Genomic DNA, 22,371 nt, shown 5'->3' with positions numbered 1-22,371 from the left:
CTTGTCAGTTCGTGAAGGTCCTGGCCTGAACCTTGTCCCATTCGGTCTGCATCTGGTTCAGGAAGCGGTCCGTGTCGCCGCTGGTCACCATCGTCTGCAGGTAGCCTCCGATGTTGATCGAAGACGGGATGTAGTGGTCGCAGAAGTCGGCGACCTTGTTCTTCTCGAAGAACGGGCGCACGGTTTCAAGGGCCTTGTTGCCGAAGTGCGTCTTCTTGAGCGGGGTGATGGCGGAATTCGCGTCGGCGTAGTCGTTGAGCGTCTTCTCACTCATCAGGAATTCGATGAACTTCATCGCCTCGGCCTTGTGCTTGGTGGTGGCACCCATCGTGATCATCACGTCGTCGCCGGCGGTGAGAATCTGCTCGTCCGCATCGTCGGTGGCGGGCATCTGTGCGAATCCCAAGTCGGCATTCTTGTTGATCATGAGAATCTGCGGAATCGCGTAGGTGCCGAGCGGGATGATCGCCGCGGAACCCTTGGCGAAGTTCTGCGTACCCTGCTGATAGGTGATGCCCTTGTCTCCGTCGGCGTACTTGAAGAGCTCCACCTCCTTGGTCACCGTCTCCTTCCACATCTTCTGGAAGTTCGTCGTCCCCTGCTTGAGGTCCGTGTACTCGCTTTCACGCACGAGCGTGCCGGCAAGGGAGGAGAGCGGCGCCTGCGTGGTCCACGCGTCGGCGACGGTGGCCTCGACCGGGTTGATGCCCTGCTCGCGGAACTTCTGCAGCATCGCGGTGAACGCGCTCCACGTGGTCGGCGGATTCTCCGGATCGACACCGGCCTTGCGCCAAATCGCCTTGTTGTAGATGTAGCCGGAAGCGTTGCCGGCGAACGGCAGACCATACAGGCGCTTCTTCGACTGGTCAGTGGTCTGCACGAGGTTCTTCGCGATGTTCACCATGCCGGGGTTGAGCCTCTCGACGATCGGCTCGTCGGTGAAGTCATAGAAGACGCCGGATGCGGCGAAGTTGCCGAAGCTGATGTCGCCGTTGAACGTGATGACATCGGGCACACGGTTCTTCACGAACCTGGTGCGCAGGTCGGTCTGCGCATTGGCGGAGTTGTTGATGTTGATCTTGATGGTCGGATTTTCCTGTTCGAATTCCGTCGCAGCCTGCTTGAACCAGTCGGCCGCCTCGGACTTGAATTGGAAGAAATCAAGCGTGATGGTGCCGGCGGTGTTCGCACCACAACCGGCCAGTCCGACGCCGACCGCGATCGCGCAGATGGTCGCGGCAAGACGAGTGGCAACCATGCGCAGTGGACGCGACAGACGCGACGAACGCATCGATTCCACATTCGAATTGGGGGAATCGCACTTCATTCGTAGACTCCTTAACTGTTCTCTGACGCCTGCGGCTTCAATGCCGCCGGGCATGGCCCCAACGATACGGTTCGAGGTTTTTCATTCCAAGTGCGAGCGAGTCCATCGCCGCTGGAAACTAAACCCACTCGATTTATGTATCCTAGGAATGGAATTCGGGCCGGTCCGCGGCTGGCACGCGCCGGCGCGCACGGCCCATGTCGGAAGGTATCCGGCGAATCTCCCGGAAGGATGGTGTCATGGTCGACGGAACGGGAAGAACCATGCAATCGCAGGATGCCGAGCATACGGACGCGCATACGAACACACGCACGGACGCACAGGACTTCCCCCGATGGTTCGAAGGATCCGAATACATGCATCGGGTGGCGCGCACCATCGCGAAATACGGGCCGATCGCGCGCACCACGCTCGCGCAGATGCTGGGATTGTCGCAGGGGGCCATGTCGCGCATCACCAGCGACCTGATCTACGCGGGAGTCATCGAGGAGATTCCCGGCGACGCCGTCACCACCGGACCGCTGCCGCAGGGATTCACGCCGAAAGCGAAGGAAGGCGCGACGCGACGCGGCCGTCCGCAGACCGCGTTGCGGCTGCGCGCGGACGCACGCACGTTCATCGGCATCAAGGCGCAAGGCGCGTCGGCGATCGCGGCCGTCGTCAACGCGCACGGCGAAGTCGTATCGTCACGTCACGAACGCGCGTTCCCCGGACGCTCGCCGCAGCAGGTGACGGCGGCACTCGCGACGCTCGTACGCGAGTGCCGCGACGACGTGGCCGGAACGCCACTGCCCACGCCGACGGCGGTGGGCGTGGCGGTCGGCGGCCACGTGCGCGACGAACGCGACGTCACGTTCGCGCCGTTCCTGCGCTGGGATCACGACGTGCCGCTCGCCGCGATGCTGGAGGAGACGACGGGACTGCCGTGCACCGTGTACAACGACATCGATGCCCTGCTCGTCGACGCGAGTTGGTTCGGTCCGGGCGTGGGATTGGAGGCGTTCGCCGTGCTCACGATCGGTGTGGGCGTCGGCTATTCGCTTGCGGTGCGCGGCGAGCCGGTCACGTATCCGGATAAAAGCTACGGTCTGCTCGGCCACGTGCTCATCGACCCGGAGGGGCCGCGCTGCACGGCCGGGCATATCGGGTGCGCGCAATGTCTGACCGACGACGCGATCGCGGAACAGTACGCGCAGATAATCGGACATCCGTGCACATTCGAGGATTTCGCGGCGGACGCACGCGCCGGGTTGCCGCTCGCGTCGCGGCTGACGGACCGCACGTGCTTCCGACTGGGGTCGCTGATCGCGACGATCGCGAACATCGCGATGCCGTCGAAGGTGATGGTCGCCGGGGAATCCGCGTTCCTCGCGACCATCGGCATCGACGCGGTGCGCGACGGGATCCGCCGCTACCGGCACAGTCAGGCGGCGCAGGTCGAGTTCACCGTCGTCGACCATGACTGGCAGCTGTGGGCGAAGGCCGCCGCCTCCCGAGCGATCGTGCGCTACATCGGCTGATCACTGCCGCACGGCGGTGAACAGGACCGACTGAGCCGGGTGAAGGCTCGGCGGGCGCAGGCCGTAGGTGGCGAGCGCACGGCCGGTCATGAGGACGCCGTCGGGCGTCCACCAGCCGAGCGGGGACTGGCCGTTGCCGATGCCGAGCGCCGCGAGATCGAGGTCGAGGTGCAGCGGCTGTACGCGGTAGACGGCGTCCGGGTCGAGGCCGGGCAGGCGCACCGGCGAGGCCGGATAGGTGACCGAGGTGGTGAGCTGCGTGAACCGGTAGAACGCGGCGGTTCGGTCCGGCTTGACCATGCCGTCGACGCGCACGGCCGGGTCGGGGGTGTCCGTGTGGACGCACGCATCCACGGCGAACCAGGCGCGGTGCCTCTTGAACTCGGCGACCCATGCGGCGAGTTTGGCCACGTCGGCGTCCGGTTCCTTGAGCAGGTTCCATTCGATGCCCATGTGGCCGTAGAACGCCATCGCCATGCGCAGTTCCTGGCTGGTGGCGCGCTGCGTGGAGTGCGCGGGGCTCGCACCCACATGCTCGCCCATCATGCACGGCGGCACGAGCAGCGACGTGTAGCGTTGGATGTCGGCGCGTTCGACCGGGTCGACGCAGTCGGACACCCAGATGCGGCTCGCGAGTTCGAGAATGCCGAGGTCGACACGGCCGCCGCCGGACGAGCAGCTTTCGATCTCGAGGCCCGGATGCGCGGCTGTGAGGTCACGGAAGATGCGGTAGACGGCGAGCGTCTGCGCGTGCACGGCCGGGCGGCCGGTCAACGGCGAGACGGCTTCGGTGACGAGCTTGTTGTGGTCCCACTTGATGTAGTCGATACCCAACTCGCCGACGAGAGAATCCATGCACCCGTAGATGTACGCGTACGCCTCCGGGTTGGTCAGGTCGAGCACCTGCTGGGAACGGCCCTGCATCGGCAGGCGTCCCTTGGCAGGCGCCAGCACCCAATCCGGGTGCGCGCGGTACGTGTCGGAATCGGGATTGATCATCTCCGGTTCGAACCACAGGCCGAACTCCATGCCCTTGCCATGCACGTAGTCGGCGAGCGCCTTGAGGCTCTTCGTCCCGTCCGGCCAGACCGCGGGCGAGATCTGCCAGTCGCCGAGTCCGGACGTGTCGTCGCGGCGGGAGCCGAACCAGCCGTCGTCGACGACGAATCGTTCGACGCCGGTTTCGGCGGCCTTGTCGGCGAGCGCGGTCAACGTGTCGTAATCGTGCTGGAAGTAGACGGCCTCCCACGTGTTGAGGATGACGGGGCGCGTTTTGGACGCGAGTTCGGGGTGCAGGTCGCGCAGGTAGGTGTGGAAGCGCGCGGCGACCTGGTTGAGACCGTCGCCGGTCGCGCCGTACACCCACGGCGTCGTGTACGCGTCCGTCGCGGCGTCACCATGCAACGTGATTTCGCCGCCGAACAGGACTTCGCCGCCGCCGATCACGCCATCCGTGTACGGCTGGCGTTCGGCGGCGAGCACGCTGTTGCCGCTCCAGCCGACATGCACGGCGTAGACCTCGCCGTGCTCGAAACCGAAGCCGGGCACGCCGGCGGCGAGCAGGAGACTCGCGTCGAAGTCGGGGCGTCCGGCCAGCGAGACCTTCTCGAACCGGCCGACGGTGAGCGGTTGGCGCTGCGGGCTGCGTTCGCGCAGATGATGTCCGGTGGTGGTGAGGATCTCGGTGGCGACGGCGGGCAGCGGGAAGCCGAGTTCGACCTTGCCGATCTCGAGCGCGTCGCTTGCCGCATCGGTCGTGTCGGTGATGGTGGCGCGCTGGCGGATGAGGCCGCCGTGCAGCAGTTCGACGGTCCAGACGAGACGCACGCGCAGTTCGGCGTCCGCGGCGGTGACGGTGACGACCGGGGTCTCGACGGTCACGGTCGGCGCGTTCACGCGTGCTTCGGCGGGCGTGGATTCGGGGGCGTCGACGGCCTGCGTCACGTCGAGCGCGGGGCGTGCGTCGAGCGTCGTGGCGATGTCGGTGACGGTGAACTTCGGGAACAGTTCGATGCCGCCGCGGCGGATTTCGAGGCGTTTCTGGCCAATCCACGATTCGCTTTGCGTGGGCAGGATCGACGGCCACATGGTCTCGTCGAGCGCGCCGGACACGCGCTGCGGCTTGAGGGCGTCGACCTGTGAGACAAGCGTTTCGGGCGCGGCGACCAGCTTGCCCCAATGCACGAAACGCGGTAGTTCGTCGCCGGGGAAGGCGAGTGCGAACGCGACGGCGGAGTCTGGGCGGGCGGTGCCGGACTGCTCGGGGCCGGTTTGTCCGGGGCCGGTTTGCTCGGCATAGATGATGGTGATGGGGGTGCTGTCGGCGCTGGTTCCCGTGAATCGTTCGATACGCGTCATTGCTGCTCCTTGAGATGTGCGATTCCGGCTGGGTTCCGGTTCTCGACCGGTCCGGTTCCGATTCCCGATGGTAGGGCAATCGCCTTTCCTTGCCATCCTCCAGAGTGTCCTTTGCCGCAGGAAAGAAATTACGGGATGGCGGGCAGCAAAAGCTGTAGGAACATCGGCCATGCCTCGGAATGTTCCGACGCATCCGGACTTGGCCGCACGGGAGCGGTCCCGCCATGCTTCGCGTGCCAAACTCATCGAGAGGAATCGGAGGGGATCAGCACCGTTCATGCTTCTTTCTCCGTTATGAGGGGTACATCGCGCCTATTCCGGATGCGTATCTTCGTTGCGAGGGGTATCGCAGCAGGCATATCTCAGGTATGAACGGCACGATATCGCCAGATATACCCGGGATATGCGTCGTGGGATACCCTTTGTAAGGCAGATAGATGTCTGCACCACAACGAATCCACCCCCGCATCGCTTGCATGAACGGTGCCATGAACGGGAGCGGGCAGGAGGAGGCTCGGCGGTTCGGCGACTGGGCGGTTTGTTGGTCCAGCGGCTCAGCGCTTGGCGGCGAAGAAGTCGGCGAGGAGGGCGGCGCATTCGGCTTCGCGCACACCGCCGTGGACCTCCGGTTCATGGCCGACGTGCGGGTCGCGGGGAATGTCCCAGACCGAGCCGCATGCGCCGAGCTTCGCATCCCACGCGCCGAACACGATGGTTCCGATGCGGGTCTGGAGGCACGCGCCCGCGCACATCGGGCACGGCTCCAACGTGACGACGAGCGTACAGTCGGCGAGATTCCAGTCGCCGCGGGTCGTGGCCGCCTCGCGCATCGCGATGATCTCGGCGTGCGCGAGCGGGTCGCCGTCGGCCTCGCGGGTGTTGTACCCACGGCCGATGGTCGCGCCTGTGGCCGTGTCAATCACCAGCGCGCCGACCGGCACGTCGCCGGCGGCCGCCGCGCGCCGGGCCAACGCGAGCGCCCCGCCCATCTCCTCGTCGTATCGCATGGACGCATTCTATCGATGACCGGGGCCGATCCCCTCAGTCCGCTACGCGGACAGCTCCCCCTGAAGGGGGCGCAGGGAAGAGGTCAGATGCCGGAATCGGCATCGACCTGCATGACATAGACGTTGCGGCGGAGTTCTCGGGCCTGGGGGCGGGAGATGTCGCCGGCTTCGAGCATGTCCTGCACGATGCCGAGCTCGATCGCGTAGCTCTGCTTCTTGATCTCGTCGACCTGGCCGAACGCCGCCGCGCTGCCCTCCATGTTCGGACGGGACTTGAGCGAGGCTTCGGCGCGACGGTAGTCGAGGATCAGCGCGGAGCAGAACTCCGTGTTGTACCGGTCGCGGCTCATCTCCTCGCCGAGCTTGCCGATCACGTGTTCGATGGCGTCGACCTGCAGCGTGCGCATGTGCGCGAAGATCTGGTCCTCGCTCACCAGCGGCGTGGTGCGGCGGATCTTGTTGATTGTGCGCTTGACGAGGATCGTGGTGCGATGCTGCCATCCGCGCAGACGGCCGCTCAGCTGCCAGCCGAGACGCCCGCTTTCCGGGCCGGCGGTCGTGTGGCGCAGCGTGTTCATGATCTGGTCGAGCATGCGTTCGCACGCCTCCACGTTGAGCTCCTGCACGGCCTTGTCCGGATCGGGATTGGCTTTGATCGCGGCGAGACGGTCGCGCACGAACTGCTTCTCCCAGTTGAGCGCCTCGATCTGCAGCCGCCCGTACCCCTGCGGGTCGAGTTTGCCGAGACGGTGCTTCAGCCGGCTGATGCGCTTCGTGTACGAGTCGATGACCATGAGCACGGCGCGGCGGTTGTCGGGCGTGATGCGGCTGGTGAGCTCCTCGACGGTGCGCCGCAGCACCTCGATGGTAATCTCGTTGAGCTCGGTGCCTGTATCCTTGTTGCGGTTGGGGGCGAGCAGCGGCAGGAGGAAGTTGGCGAGCAGCAGCGTCAGCACGATCACGCCGGACGCGATGAAGATGAGCTCGTCGCGCATCGGGAACGGCGTGCCGCCGGACAGGTAGTACGGGATCGTGAACATCAGGGACAGCGTGATCGTGCCCTTCGCGCCGCCGAACGTCATCACCGCGGCGGAACGCCAACGTTCCGGCGTCATCCTGCGGCGTTTGCCGGTGGTCACGTCGTGCGCGAGGCGCAGCATGGCCGACACCCACACGAACCGCAACGCGATGACCACGCCGGTGACGAGCAGGATCACGCCGATGAGCAGCTTGTTGCTCACCCATGGGTCGGACCAGCTGGCGGTCATCGCACCGGGCAGCAGCATGCCGAGCAGGATGAACACGGCGCCGTTCAGCGTGAACGACAGCACACCCCACACGCTGGAGGCGACGATGTTCGTACGCGCCACGTTCGGGCCGATGCCGGTGCGGTCGAAGCGGACGAGCAGTCCGGCCGCCACGACCGACAGGATGCCGGAGACGTGCACCTCCTCCGCGCCGAGATAAAGCAGGAACGGCAGGAACAGTTCCATGAGGATGCGCGTGGTCGTGGTCTCCCAGCCGAGCGAGCGCACCGTCTCGAACAGCCAGTTGACGATCATGCCGACGACCATGCCGAACAGCGCGCCGCCGATGAACGAGACGACGAAGTCGCCGGCGGCCTCGCCGACCGCGAATTCGCCGGTCACGGCCGCGGCGATCGCGAACTGGAAGCCGACGATGCCGGACGCGTCGTTGAACAACGATTCGCCTTTGAGCACGCCGCGCTGGCGCAGGGTGAGCGACGCCTCCTTGCCGAGCGAGCTGACGGCGACCGCGTCGGTGGGTCCGAGCGCGGCGCCGAGCGCGAGCGCGGCGGCCAGCGGCATCGCGGGCCAGATCGCGCTCAACGTGAACCCGACCGCCGCCATCGTCGCGATGGCGAGGCCGATGGCGAGCGACAAGCTGAGCTTCAGCGTCTTGAGCAGCGCCGACTTGTCGATCTCATGCGCCTCCAGATAGAGCAACGGCGCGATGAACAGCACCATGAACACTTCAGGGTTGAGTTCGACGCTGGGGAAGAACGGCAGGAGGGTCATCGCCGCGCCGAGCACGATCTGCACGAGCGGCGTCGAGACCTTGGGGATGAACCGGCTCAGGAACGAGGACGACACGACCGCCGCGATGATGCACAAAATCAGTTCGAGTACGTCCATGGGTGTTCCGAATCCTCCCGCCTTCTCTCGCTGTCAAGAGTATAGAAAACGGGTAAGGAAATCGTTTCGCAGGGTATGGCCCAGCGCGAACGCTCAGCGCGAACGCGTCGTCTTCGTCGTCTTCATCGCCTTCATCGCGACGAACACGGAACGCACGAGCAGGATGCCCAGATACACGGTGAACATGATCGCGCCGGCGCGCGGCGTGACGGCCGCCGCCATCCACGTGCCGAGCGGCGCGGTGATCGCGGCGACGACGCCGATGATCACCGCCGCCTTCACGTGCACCATGCGGCGGCGCACGTTCGCGATGGACGTGGTGATCGCGTTCGGGAACATGGCGAGCAGCGACGTGCCGCGCGCAATCAGATCGCTCGCGCCGAACAGGATCGACAGCGCGGGCACGCAGATCGCGCCGCCGCCGATGCCGAGCAGGCCGGCGAGAACGCCCGCGATCACGCCGAACGCGATGAGGCCGATCACCGTGCCGACGCTCATCACGATGCGCGAGTCGCGCGACGGATTCGACATGGCCTGATTGACCATCACGAACAGGAGGAACACGACGAACGCCCACCGGAGCACGATTTCGGGGAGCTTGGACAGCAGCCACGAGCCGATCTGGCCGCCGACGAACATGCCGCAGAACACGATGAGCGCGGCGATCCAATCCACGTCGCCCTCGAACGCGTAGGAGGCGACTCCGGAGACGGCGGTGGGCACGATCGCCATCATCGACGTGGCGGCCGCATGGCGCTGCGTAAGTCCCAGCCACACGAGCGCCGGCACGATGACGGTGCCGCCGCCGATGCCGAACAGGCCCGACAGGATGCCGACGAGCACGCCCACCACGGCCATGATGACGAGTCCGCGCCGGGATTCGTCCAGATGGTTCTCGTCGATGGAGATGGTGGCGATGCGCGTGCTGATGCTGGTGTCGGTTGCTGCGTTCATACCGCCACTCTAGGCACGGCCGGGCCGGCCGCGGCGGCCGGTTTCCACTTGTTGTACGGGGTTCGCGCCTCAACCCCCTCAGTCCGGCCTACGGCCGGCCAGCTCCCCCTGAAAGGGGGCGCAGATTGTCCCCGCGCCCCCTTTCAGGGGGAGCTGACGCGCGAAGCGCGACTGAGGGGGTGCCGAGCGCAAGGAAACAAGGAGTCACAGCACGCCGGAGGTGATGTCGTGGCCGAGGAGCCATTCGCGCAGGTCGGCGAGCTCTTCGAGACTCACGTTGTGGTCGAGCGCGCGGTAGCTCTTCGTGGTGAGCCACGTGCGCTCGTTGAGCCACGCCTGCGCGGCGAACAGCTCGTATTTCGGCACGACCTCGTCGTTCTTGCCGTATGTGTAGAACACGGGGATGTTGTAGCGTTCGATGAGCCCGTCGGCGGGCGCGGTGCCGGGCACGAGCCCCGGTGCGATGTACCCGGACAGGGAGATGACGGCCCGGTACCGTTTCGGGTTGACGCGCAACAGGTGGATCGCGAGCAGGCCGCCCTGCGCGAATCCGAGCGGCACGACCTCGCGCTCGTTCGGCAGGTTGTTCGTCACCCACCGGTCGATCGACACGGCCATCTCGTAGGCGGCACGGTCGAGGTCCTCGCCGAACGGCACCTGCTCGCCGAACCAGGCGAACGCGCCGGGCGAGTACGCGTCGCCGGCGGCGAGGCGGATCGGCCCGCGCAGGCTCGCGAAATCGTTGTACGGCGCGATCTGGCGCATCAGGTCGGCGAGCTCCGCCTCGTTCGACCCCCATCCGTGCAGGCACAGGAACAGTGGGTGCGTGGGATGCGTCGCTCCCCCGCCGCGCGAATACCGTGCGATGTTCAAGTCGATGGTCATGATGATTTCGCCTCGCTGCCTGACGTCTCCACGGTGGCGAGCGTACCACCCCATTCGCTCTGGAGCGCGGTCATGTTCTCTTCGCTGCCGAACGCGATCCATCGTCCGGCGGCGAGCGTGCGCCAGTCGCCCTTCGCGCGTGCGTCGTCGGCGTGCTCGTCGAGCAGTTCGGTGATCTTCGACGTCACGGCACCCTTGTACATGCTCGCGACGGTGTCGGAGTCGAACGTGATATACGCGACGCGCGTCGCGGCGCAGACCGACGCGCTGTCGACGCCCGGATAGCCGCCCACGTCGATATCGTTCCAGCCGGATGTGCAGGTGCCGAGGACGCGCTCGATGCCGAACTTCATGCCGTCGGCGCTGCCGCTCGGCGCCTCGTCGCGCACGGCGGGACGGACCAGGCCGAGCGGGAACAGCACGCCGACGACCACGTCGAGCGCAAGCAGCAGCACGGCGAGGACGAACGTGATGATGCCGCCGGACGCGACGCCGCGGTGGCTGGTGCGCCGCGGCATGGTCGCGCGGGCGGCGACGACGAGGATGAACGTGACGACGATGAACGCGGCGCACGCGCCGGCGATGAAACGGCCCGGTACCTTGCCGTCCGGATCGAGGTAGGCGGGCGCGATCTCGTGCGCGGCGGAGATGCCGCCGAACGCGACGGCGACGAGGCCGGCGAGCAACGCGAGCACGGCGAGGCGACGACTGGTCTTGTCGGGGCGGTCGCCGGCGTGGAAGGTGGATTCGTGCGGGGCGCGGGATGCGGCGGCCGCCGTAGCCGCCGCGTTCGCCGTGGCGTTGGCCGTCGCGTTCGCCGTGGACGCCGCGTCCCGACGTCGGGATTTTCGCGGACGATCGCGCCATTCGTCCGGCCCGTCGTCCCTCCCCTCGAAGAAGTCGTATTCCTCGTCCTGCATGATGTTCCCCTTCGTGCCGACTGTCCGTAGGCTATTCGTACCACCTTGTCGCCGGGCGTCCGTCGCCCGCTTCGCCCAGTCTACCGCGCGGCGGTTCGCCGATGCGTCATCCTCCGGGATGGTGTTCGTCACGGATGGTGTTTGCCGCGCCCCCGTCCGGGCAAAGGAAAACCCCGGTGGAGGGAACCACCGGGGCCAGAGAAAGGAGAGAGAAGAAGAAAGGTTCAGTTGTCGGGGCTTGCGCTCCATGTCAGCTTTCGTTGACAGTTCATAGATAACCATGCGTTTCTGGGTTTCCCGATGTGTTTCCCTGTGAGGTTGCTGAGAATCGGGGCCGCAGATTCCGCAGGGCCTTGCGCGCACCCCGCACGAGCACCCCGCACGAGTTCCCCGCACGACCCGTGTTTTGGGTGGGCGCTACGCTTGTGGGCGATATCACATCCGTCCTATTTCGTCTGTGAGGAGCTTTCATGCTGCTGTCCGACCATGACATTCTGGCCGCGCAGGCCGATGGGCATATCTCGCTCGACCCGTGGACCCCGGAGATGGTCCAGCCGGCCTCGATCGACGTGAGGCTCGACCGGTTCTTCCGTCTGTTCAACAACCACGCCTACACCTACGTCGACCCGTCCGAGAACCAGGGTGCACTCACCGAGGAGTTCGCCGTCGACCCGGACGAGCCGTGGATTCTGCATCCGGGCGAGTTCGCGCTCGGCGCCACGTGGGAGTACGTCAAGCTCGACGCGACGATCGCCGCGCGACTGGAGGGCAAGAGCTCGCTGGGCCGTCTCGGCATCCTCACCCATTCGACCGCCGGATTCATCGATCCAGGCTTCGAGGGGCATATCACGTTGGAGCTGTCGAACGTCTCGACGCTGCCGGTGAAGCTGTGGCCGGGCATGAAGATCGGTCAGATGTGCTTCTTCCAGCTGAGCTCCCCCGCCGAGCATCCGTACGGTTCCGCCGGCGTCGGCTCGCACTATCAGGGTCAGCGCGGCCCGACGCCGAGCCGCTCCTACGAGCATTTCTACCGCGCGCACATCGACGACTGAGTCGTCCGGACGCACGTCCCGCGGCGCCGATGCCGGCGCGTGCGGGACGTGCGGTGAGTCCGGTGCCGTGCGATGCGCGTGATGCGTACGCAACGTGCGGGACGTGCGAAATGTGCGGTTCCGGCGTGGGTGGTTCCGGCGCGAACGCGACGATGTGCGCGACGTCCGGTCCGGTCGTGATGGCGCGTGACCGGATGATCGTGATGTGACGGGCGATGACGGCCGTCGTTACTATGAATGATTAGAGAGACAGCGATGCGAGACAGATACGGGATTGAGGAGACGCGATGACCGATCCGAGCGGTGAATTCCAATTCGACTTCCAGAAAAAGAGCGCACAACAGCAGCCGGTGCAGCCGGGCGCGCCAACCGCGCCGGCGGTGCCGTCCACGCCTCGGGTGCAGCCGGACGCGGCGTTCGCCCAGCCGGTCGCACAGCAGCCGATTGCGTCACAGCCGGTCACGCCGTCGATGGCGCAACAGTCGACGATGATGCCGACGCAGCCTGTGCAGCAATCCATGCAGCCGATGCAGCAGCCGGCTCAGTATGCGCAGCCCGGCGGGCAGCCTGTCCAACCGTCGCAGCCTGTGCAGTTCGCACAGTCCGTGCAGCCGGTGCAGCCGGGCCAGTACGCGCAAACCGTGCAGTCCCAGCCGACGCAGGTCCCGCAGTTCACGCAGCCGGTCCAGTATGCGCAGCCGGTCCAATTCGCGCAAACCGATCAGCCCGGATTCGCGCAGGCCGACCAGCCGGCATTCGCCGACCCCGCGGGCGCGAGCGTCCCGCGCCACGGACGTCATTCCTCGCCGGCGGCACCCGCCTTCGACAGTGGCACTTCGATTGGAGAATCCACGCAGGCGTTCGACCCGCTGAAGGAGTTCGACGAACCACTGCCGTCTCAGCCGGTGCAGCCGGCGCAACCGCAACCGGCGCAGCAGCCCGTGCAGCCGACCGCCCAGACCATCGCGCAGCCGGTCATGCCGCAGTCCGTCGGGCAGCCGATCACGCAACAGCCGGTGATGCAGCAGCCGATCACGCAGCAACCCATGCCGACCGTACCGACGATGCAGCCGACGCAGGCCACACAACCGGTGCAAGTGACGCAGGCCACGCAGGCCTTCGCGCAACCTACCCAGGCCTTCGCACAACCGATCATGCCGCAATCCACGTCACAGCCGACGCAGGCGATGCCGATGGCCGCGGCGACGGGCTCGCAAGCGCAACCCGTCGACCAGCCGACGCAGGCGTTCAACCCGTTGCAGCCGCAGACGGACCTCGCGCAAACGCAGGCCACGCAGGTCTACGGACAGCCGCAGACTCAGCCGGTGGCGGGTCAGACCGAGGCATTCGGCGATCAGGCCACGATGGCGTTCCCCGCGGCGCAGCCGTATGGCCAGCCACAGCCGCTCGCCGGCACCGATTCGCTGGCGGCCGCGGACGACGCGCAGGCCGATCCGACCGAGGCGGCCACGCAGGTGTTCACTCCGGAGATGATGGAACAGGCCGGCCAGGAGGCGCGTTCGGCGCAGTCCTCGCCGGAGGCGATGCCGCCGGCCATCGCCCCGGACGATGACGAGGACGATGAAGACGACGAGGACGACGGCAAGGCGTCGAAGAAGGACGGCAAGGGCCGGAAACTGTCGAACGGCAAGATCGTCGGCATCGTCGTGGCCGTGATCGCCGTAATCGCGCTGATTGTCGGCGGTGTGCTGTTCTACCGCGCGAACAGCGGCAAGATCCTGTACGCCGCGTGCACGAGCGCGCAGGACAAGGCCAATGACGAACTGAAGACCCTCCAGTCCAAGGTGACCGCGGCGCAGCAGACCGTCTCGTCCACGACCGGCAGCCAGGTGGCCGACGCGAACACGCTCACCACGCTCAACCAGACGATCACCGACGCGCAGAACGTCAAGACGGACGCCTCCTGCTCGGCGGACATGTCCAAGGACGATCTGAAGTCGAACACGCAGAAGTTCAAGGATACGCGCAAGCAAGCGAAGGAGATGGAGTCGAAAATCGACGACGCCGAGAAGGTCGTGAGCGACAGCAAGGGCTCGCAGACCTCGAACACGTTGAAGTCCGATCTCAACAGCTCGGTCTCCACCGCGCAGAGCCTGCTCAACAACTCCGCCGGCCAGGTGGCCGACGAGAGCACGCGCACCGCGTTGCAGAACGCCATCAACAACGCGAACAACGTGGCCGGACAGTCGAACCCGTCCGAATCCGACGTGAACAACGCGAAGTCGCAGCTGGAGAAGGCGATGTCCGACGTGAACGCGTCGATGTCCGCCAAGCAGCAGGCCGACGCCCAGGCGCAGCAGCAGGCCCAACAGCAGCAACAGCAACAACAGCAGAGCCAGCAGAATCAGCAGAGCCAGAACGATTCCGGTTCGGGTTCCGGTTCCGGCAGCGACTCGGGCAGCGATTCCGGCTCCGATTCGGGAACCGGCAACAGCTCCGGTGATTCCGGCGCCACCGTCGGCGGCTCGAACAGCTGATCGCCGGATAGCCCGAACAACGACCCCCTCAGTCCGGCCTCCGGCCGGCCAGCTCCCCCTGAAGGGGACGCAAAAAATTCCTTGCGCCCCCTTCAGGGGGAGCTGTCGCGCGAAGCGCGACTGAGGGGGTCAATCGTAGTATCCGCCGCTCAGCGCTTCGCCATCGCGCGCAGGACGCATTTGCGTAGTTCGGAGGCGACGAGGACGAAGGCGGCGAGGCCGATGCATTCGAGCCAGGCCAGCGGGCTCAGCGGCGTGGTGCCGAACGCGGTGTTGAGGAACGGCACGTAAATCACGACGAGCTGCAGCACGACGGACAGACCGATCGCGCCCCACAGCCACTTGTTCGAGAACAGCCCGACGAACACGCTCTGCAGGTGGGAACGCGAGGCGAGCGCGTTGAACAACTGCGCGAACACGAGGATCGTGAAGCCCATCGTGCGCGCCTCGGTCATCTGCGCCTCGTGGCCGAGCGCGTCCACCGAACGGTCGGTGAACAGGCCGCCGGCCAGGTGCATGTCCATGCCGATCAGCGTGACGGCCGCCATGATGATGCCGATGAAGATGATGTCGCCCCACATCGAGGCGTCAATCACACGGTCGGTGATGCGCCGCGGCCTGCGGTTCATCACGTCCTCGGTCTGCGGGTCGACGCCCATCGCGAGCGCGGGCGCCGCGTCGGTGAGCAGGTTGATCCACAGCAGCTGCGTGGCGAGCAGCGGCACGGTCACGCCGGTGGATTCGGGCTGCGTGATGCCGAGGAATCCGGCGAGCACGACGCCGAAGAACACGGTGAACACCTCGCCCACGTTGGAGCTCAGTAGGTAGCGCAGGAACTTGCGGATGTTGTCGAAGATCACGCGGCCTTCGCGCACGGCGGCCACGATGGTGGAGAAGTTGTCGTCGGCGAGGATCATCTTCGCGCTCTGCTTGGTGACCTCGGTGCCGGTGATGCCCATCGCGACGCCGATGTCCGCGGTCTTGACGGCCGGGGCGTCGTTGACGCCGTCGCCGGTCATCGCGACGATGTTGCCTTGCCGTTGCAGCGATTCGACAATCTTCAGCTTGTGTTCGGGCGCGACGCGCGCGTACACGGACACTTCGGACGTGGCCTTGTCGAACGCGTCCCTGTCGTCGCCGAGCGCGTCGAGCTGGTCGCCGGTGAGCGCCCTGCCGTCCTTCTCGATGATGCCGAGGTCGGAGGCGATGCGTGCGGCGGTCAGCGGATGGTCGCCGGTGATCATGACGGCGCGGATGCCGGCGCGATGCGCCTCGGCCACCGAGTCGCGCACTTCGGTGCGCGGCGGGTCGATGATGCCGACCATGCCGTTCCAGATGAGGTCGGTCTCGATCGCGTCCGACTGGTCGGCGATATCCGCGACCTGTCCGGCCGCGTTCGCGCGCACGCCGTCCACTTCGGACAGGTTCGCAGTGCCGAGCGGACGGTACGCCTCGCCGAGCGTGCTGTACGCCTCGCCGGACAGCCGTTCGACGGTCGCGAGAATCGTCTGGCGGTCGCCTTCGGTCAGCGGGCGCACATGGCCGCCGACCGCGATGCGCGAGCAGTACGAGAGCAGCACGTCGGGTGCGCCCTTCGCGAACACGGTGAGCTTGCCGCCTTCCGTCGCGTCCTTCGCGATCACGGACATGCGTTTGCGCTCGGACGTGAACGGCACTTCGGCGACGCGCGTGAACTGGCCGTATCCCTTCATCGCGCCGGTCTTGCGCGCGGCCACGATGAGCGACACCTCGGTCGGGTCGCCGACGACCTCCCATCGCCCGTTCTCCTCGCGCAGGTCGCCGTCGTTCGCGATCGTGCCGGCGGCGAGCGTGGCGAGCGCCTCCGCCTTGAGCGACGGGTCGCCGGAGAGCGGCGAACCGTCGGCGGCCGTCATCTTGCCTTCCGGCGTGTAACCGGTGCCGGTGAGATGCACTTCGCCGCTGGGCGTGACGATGCGTTCGACGGTCATCTCGTTGCGCGTCAACGTGCCGGTCTTGTCCGTGCAGATCACGGACGCGGATCCCAGCGTCTCGACGGAATGGAGCTTCTTCACGATCGCGTTGTGCGCGGCCATGCGCTGCACGCCGAGCGCGAGCACGACGGTGAGGATCGCGGCGAGGCCTTCCGGCACGGCGGCCACGGCGAGCGACACGGCGAGCAGCAGCGAGTCGATGACGTCGTGGATGTCGTTGAAGCCTTCGAGGAACGCGAGCGCGGCGAGCACGACCACGGCGATGATGACCACAGCGATGCCGAGGATCTTGGAGACGTAGTCCATCTCCTTCTGCAACGGGGTCTGCTCGTCCTCGGTGGCGGAGAGCATGCCGGCGATCTTGCCGACCTGCGTGGCCATGCCGGTGCCGGTGACGACGGCGCGGCCGGTACCCTGCGTGACGGACGTGCCGTTGAAGATCATGTTCGTGCGGTCGCCGAGCGCCTTGGCCTCACGCAGCGTGTCCGGCTTCTTGCCGACGGGCACGGATTCGCCGGTGAGCGACGCTTCGGCGATGCGCAGGCTCGCCGCGGTGATGAGGCGGCCGTCCGCGGAGACCGAGTCGCCTTCCGCGAGCACGATGATGTCGCCGGGGACGACGTCGACGGTGTTGATGCGCACGACTTTGCCGTCGCGCAACACGGATGTGGTGGGGGCCGTCATGCCGGCGAGCGCTTCGACCGCGGCCTCCGCCTTCGCCTCCTGGATGTAGCCGAGCACGGCGTTGACGATAAGGATGAGCACGATGACGATCGCGTCGAACGGCAGCGCCTCGCCGCCTTCCGCCCCGGGCACGGCGTTCGCCTTCTCGATGAACCACGCGATTACGGAGATGACGGTGGCGGCGAGCAGCAGGTAGACAAGCGGATCTTTGAACTGGGCGAGGAACTTCTTCCATTTCGGCACGGGCGGCGCTCCCGCCAGCTCGTTCGGCCCGAACCGCTCCAATCGGCGTGCGGCCTCGGCCGAGCTCAGGCCGACGTTCGGATCGACGTCGAGCGCTTTGGCGACGTCGAGCGCATCGGTCAGGCTCGGATCGGCGTCGTTCGGCAACCCCTGCCGGGTGGGCGCGCCCTCGATCGTTGCGGACGCGGCGGATTGATCCTTCGTGCGATCAACCATAATGGTCTCCTTGGTATAGCCGCGGAGTAGTCAACACACGAACGCCGGTTGTCTCTCCGACGGCCCGCGTGCTGCGCGGTTATGGGCGCCGACGCGACTGCCGCCGACGCATGTGGCCCCATTATTCCACACGTTTTCTCCCGCCGTCATAAACAGGCCCCCGCCCGTTGCCTACCGCGTGTCGCTCCCCACCCGTCACGCTTTACCCCTCTACCGCAACGTTTCACTCCCCGAATATCACAGTTCCCTCCGTGGTCCGCCACGTTTTTCCGCAGCAAACCACGGAGGGAACCGTGAACAGTATGGGGTGAACCCGTCCGCTCAGTGGCTCCAGACCGCCGCGTCGGGGTCGAAGTCGGGGTTGTAGCCGTCGTCGGGGTCGTTGTAGGTGTACTCGTCGTCGACGACGCCGGAATCGGCCTCTTCGAGAAGGGTGTCGATGTCCTTCTTGTCGAGCATCTGGTCGGGCAGGACGTTCTTGATGTAGCTGGTCACCGCCTCGCTCATCGGCACGTCGTGGCCCGCCTTCTCGGCGAGGAACCAACGGTGGGTGAGCACCTCGTGGAAGAACTGGGCCGGCTCGATCTGCGAACGGTATTCGCGCGGAATCGAACGCACGGTCGGCTCGAACACCTCGCGCATCCAGTCGGTGGCGACGATCTCCAGATCCTCGCCCTCGCGCCACGTGGAGGCACGGTAGGCATCGAGGTCGTTGAGCAGGCGGCGGGCCTGGTTCTCCTGCACGTCGAGGCCGGTGAGACGCAGCAGCTTGCGGTTCGCATAGCCGGCGTCGACGACGCGCGGACGCACGAGCACGCGCTTGCCGTCCTCGTCGGTCTTCATCTCCAGCTCGTCCACGTCGAAGCCGAGATCGTTGAGCTTGTTGACGCGCTTCTCGATCTTCCACATCTCGTCCGGACCGAACTTGTCGGTGTCGGTCAGCGCGCTCCACAGCGAGTGGTAGCGCTCGACCAGACGGTTGCCGACCTCGATCTCGTCCACGTCGCTGGGCAGCAGCTGGCCGGAGCTCAGATCCATCAGTTCGCCGATGATGTTCGTGCGCGCCAGATCGATGTCGTATTCGCGCTGGCCCTCGGTGAGGTTCACCTGCAGATCGCCGGTCTCGGCGTCCACGAGGAACGCGGAGAACGCGTCGGCGTCACGCAGGAACAGCACGTTCGACAGGGACACGTCGCCCCAGTAGAAACCGGCCAGGTGCAGGCGCACGAGCAGCACGGCCAAGGCGTCGATGAGACGCTCGGCCGTGTCCGGGCGCAGGTTGCGGGCGAACAGGGCGCGGTACGGCAGCGAGAACTTGAGATGCTTCGTCACGAGGATTGCCTCGAGCGGCTCGCCCTCCTTGTTGTGACGTCCCGTCACCACGGCGACCGGGCGCACGGCCGGCAGCTCGAGCTTCTGCAGACGACGCAGGATCTCGTACTCGCGCTCGGCCATCTGGCGCGTGATCTCCTTCATCGCGTACACCTCGTCGCCGACGTGCACGAAACGCACCACGTGGCGGGAGATGCCGCGCGGCAGATTGGCGAGCAGGTCCTCCGGCCAGGTGGCGAGCGGCTTGTGCCACGGCAGGGTGAACATCTTCGGATTCGAGCTCGCCGCCGTGATGTTCAGGGCCCGGGGCTCCGCGTTACCGGGGGTCTCGGCCTCGGCGAGGACGCTTGTCGCCTTCGCCGCGCGCGGATCCAGTTTCGACAGATTCATCGATGCTTGCATCGTCGTGCCTACCTACCTTGTTGCCTGCTTATGTTGCCTGCTTGTACCTGTTTGTGCTTATGCCTGCTCGCCGGCCTTGCGGCGCGCGTTCGCGACCGCGTACAGGCTGATGCCCGCCGCGACGGACGCATTGAGCGATTCGACCTGGCTGGAGATCGGGATGCCGGCGACCGCGTCGCACGCCTCGCGCACGAGACGGCTCACGCCCTTGCCTTCCGAACCGAGCACGACGACCAGCGGATCCGTCTCGAAGCCGGTCTCGCCGACGAGGCTGCTGCCGCCGCCGTCGAGCGCGACCGCGTAGTAGCCGCGTTCCTTCAGGCTTTCGATCGCCTTCGTCAGGTTGACGACGCGGCACACCGGCAGGTGCGCGGCGGCGCCTGCCGACACCTTCCACGCGGCGGCGTTCACCGACGCGGAACGACGTTCCGGCAGGATCACGCCGTTCGCGCCGAACGCGGCGGCGGAACGGATGACCGCGCCGAGGTTCTGCGGATCGGTCACGCCGTCGAGCGCGATGAACAGCGGACGCGCGGCGATGCGCGCGGCCGGCGAGTTCGCGGCCTCCATCGCTCGGGCCTTCTTGTCCGCGCGGTCGGCCAGCTCGGCGAGCGAGGAGTACTGGTACGGATCCACCTTGAGGATCACGCCCTGATGGTTGCCGGAGCGGGCGATGCGGTCCATCTCCAGACGGTCCGCCTCCATCATGTGCAGGCCGCGGACGCCGGCAAGCTTGACGATCTCGCGCGTGCGGTCATCGTGCTCGATGCGCGAGGCGACGTACAGCGTGTTGCTGGGGACGCCCACACGCAGCGCCTCGAGCACCGAGTTGCGGCCGAACACCAGATCGGAGGTGTCGTTCGTCGAGAACTTGTCGGCGCGACGGCGGGCCGCGAGACGCGGATCGGCCATCTGGCGGCGCATCGCCGCGTTCTTCATCTTGTATGCCTTGTGGTATTCGCGGTTCTCGGCCTTCGGCGTCGGTCCCTTGCCGCGAAGCGCGTTCCTGTGCTTGCCACCCGACCCCTTGGTCGGTCCTTTCTTAGTAACCATAAGGGTCATTGTCCCAGCACCCCGCCCCAACGCCCGCCGCCACAGGCGAAATCACCCCCAACCCGTCACGGTTCGATCGGCTTGGAACCCGTGGTCGAGCGGATATAGCGACGCCCACGGGTCTTCCCCTCCACGAGCAGCATGCCGGCATCGACCATGGCCCGCACCGCACAGCCGGCCGCGCAAGAAAACCCGGGAATCGGCCCTTTCGTCCGGGAATATTTGCACTGAGTCGAGCTGAGCACAAGAAATCCCGGAACAAGCGGCAGTTTCCCGGGAAAACTTGCGCTGGGAAGTGGTCAGTACAAGAAATCCCGGAACAAGCGGGGGATTTCCGGGAAAACTTGCGCCTCCGGGCGGGAACGAGCCGGGAATGAACCAAGAATGACCCGGGGAATAGAGTGGGAAACGCCCCGGGAAACGGAGCTGGCGACGACCCGGGAAAACAAACTGGGAAACCGTCACCGTCTGCGGACGTGCCACGAAGTTGGCGTAGACAAAGAAAGCCCCGCGGCGTAGCGGGGCTTTCTCCAACGAGACGGAATAGAGAGGAAGAGAAACGTCTCGTTGACATGGTTGGCCGAATCAGGCGGCACATTCGCCGCAACCCGACCAAGTCTTTATAACCGGAACCGCGTCAGTTGATGCGGAGCTCGGTGGACGGGGCGAACAGGTGCATCTTGGCCGGATCGATCTTGATCTTGACGGTCTGGCCGACCTTCGGCAGCGCACGCGGGTTCACGCGAACCGTGGTGAGCTTGTTCTGGTCGGACATGACCTGGGCCTCCTCGGCGGCGGAGCCGTCGGTGATGATGTTGCCGTAGATGTAGCCGTCGGAGCCGAGATCCTCGACGTTGACGACCTTCAGGGAGAAGGCGTTCGGATCGTCGGCCGGGGCCAGAGAGGCGTCCTCCGGACGGAAGCCGACGACGATCTTGCCGCCGTCCTCCGGGGTCAGCTTGTCGACGGCGTCGGCCGGCAGGTCGACGGTGTCCTCACCGATCTGGGCCTTGCCGTTGACGACCGGGTGCACGTTGATGTTCATCGACGGGGAGCCGATGAAGCCGGCGACGAAGACGTTGGCCGGGCGATCGTACAGCTCGGTCGGGGCGCCGACCTGCTGCAGGACGCCGAGCTTGATGACGGCGATGCGGTCGCCCATCGTCAGGGCCTCGGTCTGATCGTGGGTCACGTACAGGGTGGTGACGCCAAGCTGACGCTGCAGGGCGGCGATCTGGGTACGGGTCTGGACGCGGAGCTTGGCGTCGAGGTTGGACAGCGGCTCGTCCATGAGGAACACCTTCGGCTTACGCACGATGGCGCGGCCCATGGCGACACGCTGACGCTGGCCGCCGGACAGGGCCTTCGGCTTGCGGTCGAGGTACTCGGTCAGGTCGAGGATCTTCGCGGCCTCTTCGACGCGCTTGCGGATCTCCTCCTTCGGGGTGCCGGCGATCTTCAGGGCGAAGCCCATGTTGTCGGCGACGGTCATGTGCGGGTACAGCGCGTAGTTCTGGAAGACCATGGCGATGTCGCGGTCCTTCGGCTGCATGGTGGTGACGTCCTTATCACCGATGAGGATGCGGCCCTTGTTGACTTCCTCGAGGCCGGCGAGCATGCGCAGCGTGGTGGACTTGCCGCAGCCGGACGGGCCGACGAGGACGAGGAATTCGCCGTCCTTGATGTCGAGGTTCAGATCATCCACGGAGGGCTTGTCGTTGCCCGGGTAGATACGGGTGACGTGGTCGAAAATGACTTCAGCCATGGTTGTTCAATCCTTTCAGAGGCAGG

The 22,371-nt window shown here is 66.2% G+C and carries 14 protein-coding genes; 3 read left to right on the top strand and 11 right to left on the bottom strand.

What is annotated here, in order from left to right; translation table 11 throughout:
• Positions 1–4 precede the first annotated feature (4 nt).
• Positions 5–1,327 carry an ABC transporter substrate-binding protein gene (locus AC1AYX_RS09560; protein ID WP_476503255.1) on the bottom strand — a complete coding sequence of 441 codons (1,323 nt, stop codon included), beginning with the start codon at positions 1,325–1,327 and terminating at the stop codon, positions 5–7.
• Positions 1,328–1,590: 263 nt separating this feature from the next.
• Here AC1AYX_RS09560 and AC1AYX_RS09555 point away from each other — a divergent pair, with 263 nt between their 5' ends.
• On the top strand, positions 1,591–2,847 hold the full coding sequence (locus AC1AYX_RS09555; RefSeq protein WP_476503254.1) for an ROK family protein: 1,257 nt from the start codon (positions 1,591–1,593) through the stop codon (positions 2,845–2,847).
• Here AC1AYX_RS09555 and AC1AYX_RS09550 read toward each other — a convergent pair whose 3' ends face one another.
• The 6 genes from AC1AYX_RS09550 to AC1AYX_RS09525 form a co-directional block, all read right to left on the bottom strand.
• Positions 2,848–5,205: an alpha-galactosidase gene (locus AC1AYX_RS09550; RefSeq protein ID WP_476503253.1), complete on the bottom strand. Its 2,358-nt coding sequence runs from the start codon at positions 5,203–5,205 to the stop codon at positions 2,848–2,850.
• Positions 5,206–5,759: 554 nt separating this feature from the next.
• On the bottom strand, positions 5,760–6,212 hold the full coding sequence (locus tag AC1AYX_RS09545) for a nucleoside deaminase (RefSeq protein ID WP_476503252.1): 453 nt from the start codon (positions 6,210–6,212) through the stop codon (positions 5,760–5,762).
• Positions 6,213–6,295: 83 nt separating this feature from the next.
• The gene (locus AC1AYX_RS09540) at positions 6,296–8,368 is read right to left on the bottom strand and encodes a Na+/H+ antiporter (RefSeq protein WP_476503251.1); all 2,073 of its coding nucleotides are present in this window, start codon (positions 8,366–8,368) and stop codon (positions 6,296–6,298) included.
• 93 nt (positions 8,369–8,461) lie between these two features.
• Positions 8,462–9,322 (bottom strand): sulfite exporter TauE/SafE family protein, encoded by an 861-nt coding sequence (locus tag AC1AYX_RS09535; RefSeq protein ID WP_476503250.1) that lies wholly within the window; start codon positions 9,320–9,322, stop codon positions 8,462–8,464.
• 204 nt (positions 9,323–9,526) lie between these two features.
• The gene (locus AC1AYX_RS09530; RefSeq protein WP_476503249.1) at positions 9,527–10,207 is read right to left on the bottom strand and encodes an alpha/beta hydrolase; all 681 of its coding nucleotides are present in this window, start codon (positions 10,205–10,207) and stop codon (positions 9,527–9,529) included.
• Positions 10,204–11,127 carry a hypothetical protein gene (locus tag AC1AYX_RS09525; RefSeq protein WP_476503248.1) on the bottom strand — a complete coding sequence of 308 codons (924 nt, stop codon included), beginning with the start codon at positions 11,125–11,127 and terminating at the stop codon, positions 10,204–10,206. Before AC1AYX_RS09525 ends, AC1AYX_RS09530 begins: the two co-directional genes overlap by 4 nt.
• A 470-nt stretch (positions 11,128–11,597) precedes the next feature.
• On the opposite strand from AC1AYX_RS09525, the gene dcd reads away from it, so the two are divergent.
• Together dcd and AC1AYX_RS09515 are read left to right on the top strand one after the other, a co-directional pair.
• Positions 11,598–12,179 carry a dCTP deaminase gene (gene dcd, locus AC1AYX_RS09520; protein WP_476503247.1) on the top strand — a complete coding sequence of 194 codons (582 nt, stop codon included), beginning with the start codon at positions 11,598–11,600 and terminating at the stop codon, positions 12,177–12,179.
• A 287-nt stretch (positions 12,180–12,466) separates the two neighbouring features.
• Positions 12,467–14,677: a hypothetical protein gene (locus AC1AYX_RS09515; RefSeq protein ID WP_476503246.1), complete on the top strand. Its 2,211-nt coding sequence runs from the start codon at positions 12,467–12,469 to the stop codon at positions 14,675–14,677.
• A 149-nt stretch (positions 14,678–14,826) separates the two neighbouring features.
• On the opposite strand, the gene AC1AYX_RS09510 is transcribed toward AC1AYX_RS09515, so the two are convergent.
• The 4 genes from AC1AYX_RS09510 to AC1AYX_RS09495 all read right to left on the bottom strand — a co-directional run bounded on the left by AC1AYX_RS09510 (position 14,827) and on the right by AC1AYX_RS09495 (position 22,345).
• Complete coding sequence (locus AC1AYX_RS09510) at positions 14,827–17,793, bottom strand: cation-translocating P-type ATPase (RefSeq protein WP_476503245.1); 2,967 nt, start codon at positions 17,791–17,793, stop codon at positions 14,827–14,829.
• A gap of 321 nt (positions 17,794–18,114) precedes the next feature.
• A complete protein-coding gene (locus AC1AYX_RS09505) occupies positions 18,115–19,515 on the bottom strand; it encodes a DUF4032 domain-containing protein (protein WP_476503244.1) in 1,401 nt (466 codons plus the stop codon).
• Between the two features lie 69 nt (positions 19,516–19,584).
• On the bottom strand, positions 19,585–20,580 hold the full coding sequence (gene rlmB, locus AC1AYX_RS09500; protein WP_476503243.1) for a 23S rRNA (guanosine(2251)-2'-O)-methyltransferase RlmB: 996 nt from the start codon (positions 20,578–20,580) through the stop codon (positions 19,585–19,587).
• A 637-nt stretch (positions 20,581–21,217) separates the two neighbouring features.
• Positions 21,218–22,345, bottom strand: a complete 1,128-nt coding sequence (locus tag AC1AYX_RS09495) for an ABC transporter ATP-binding protein (RefSeq protein WP_476503242.1) — start codon at positions 22,343–22,345, stop codon at positions 21,218–21,220.
• Positions 22,346–22,371: the final 26 nt, after the last annotated feature.

It is taken from the genome of Bifidobacterium sp. LH_419, from assembly GCF_056356955.1.
Note: the sequence above shows the minus strand (reverse complement) of the source record. Positions and strands in the feature narration are given on the sequence as shown.

Coding starts and splice junctions, on each gene's coding strand:
- AC1AYX_RS09560 (WP_476503255.1), bottom strand. CDS start 1,327: ATGAAGTGCGATTCCCCCAATTCGAATGTGGAATCGATGCGTTCGTCG.
- AC1AYX_RS09555 (WP_476503254.1), top strand. CDS start 1,591: ATGCAATCGCAGGATGCCGAGCATACGGACGCGCATACGAACACACGC.
- rlmB (WP_476503243.1), bottom strand. CDS start 20,580: ATGGTTACTAAGAAAGGACCGACCAAGGGGTCGGGTGGCAAGCACAGG.
- AC1AYX_RS09530 (WP_476503249.1), bottom strand. CDS start 10,207: ATGACCATCGACTTGAACATCGCACGGTATTCGCGCGGCGGGGGAGCG.
- AC1AYX_RS09515 (WP_476503246.1), top strand. CDS start 12,467: ATGACCGATCCGAGCGGTGAATTCCAATTCGACTTCCAGAAAAAGAGC.
- AC1AYX_RS09540 (WP_476503251.1), bottom strand. CDS start 8,368: ATGGACGTACTCGAACTGATTTTGTGCATCATCGCGGCGGTCGTGTCG.
- AC1AYX_RS09550 (WP_476503253.1), bottom strand. CDS start 5,205: ATGACGCGTATCGAACGATTCACGGGAACCAGCGCCGACAGCACCCCC.
- AC1AYX_RS09525 (WP_476503248.1), bottom strand. CDS start 11,127: ATGCAGGACGAGGAATACGACTTCTTCGAGGGGAGGGACGACGGGCCG.
- AC1AYX_RS09495 (WP_476503242.1), bottom strand. CDS start 22,345: ATGGCTGAAGTCATTTTCGACCACGTCACCCGTATCTACCCGGGCAAC.
- dcd (WP_476503247.1), top strand. CDS start 11,598: ATGCTGCTGTCCGACCATGACATTCTGGCCGCGCAGGCCGATGGGCAT.
- AC1AYX_RS09510 (WP_476503245.1), bottom strand. CDS start 17,793: ATGGTTGATCGCACGAAGGATCAATCCGCCGCGTCCGCAACGATCGAG.
- AC1AYX_RS09545 (WP_476503252.1), bottom strand. CDS start 6,212: ATGCGATACGACGAGGAGATGGGCGGGGCGCTCGCGTTGGCCCGGCGC.
- AC1AYX_RS09505 (WP_476503244.1), bottom strand. CDS start 19,515: ATGAATCTGTCGAAACTGGATCCGCGCGCGGCGAAGGCGACAAGCGTC.
- AC1AYX_RS09535 (WP_476503250.1), bottom strand. CDS start 9,322: ATGAACGCAGCAACCGACACCAGCATCAGCACGCGCATCGCCACCATC.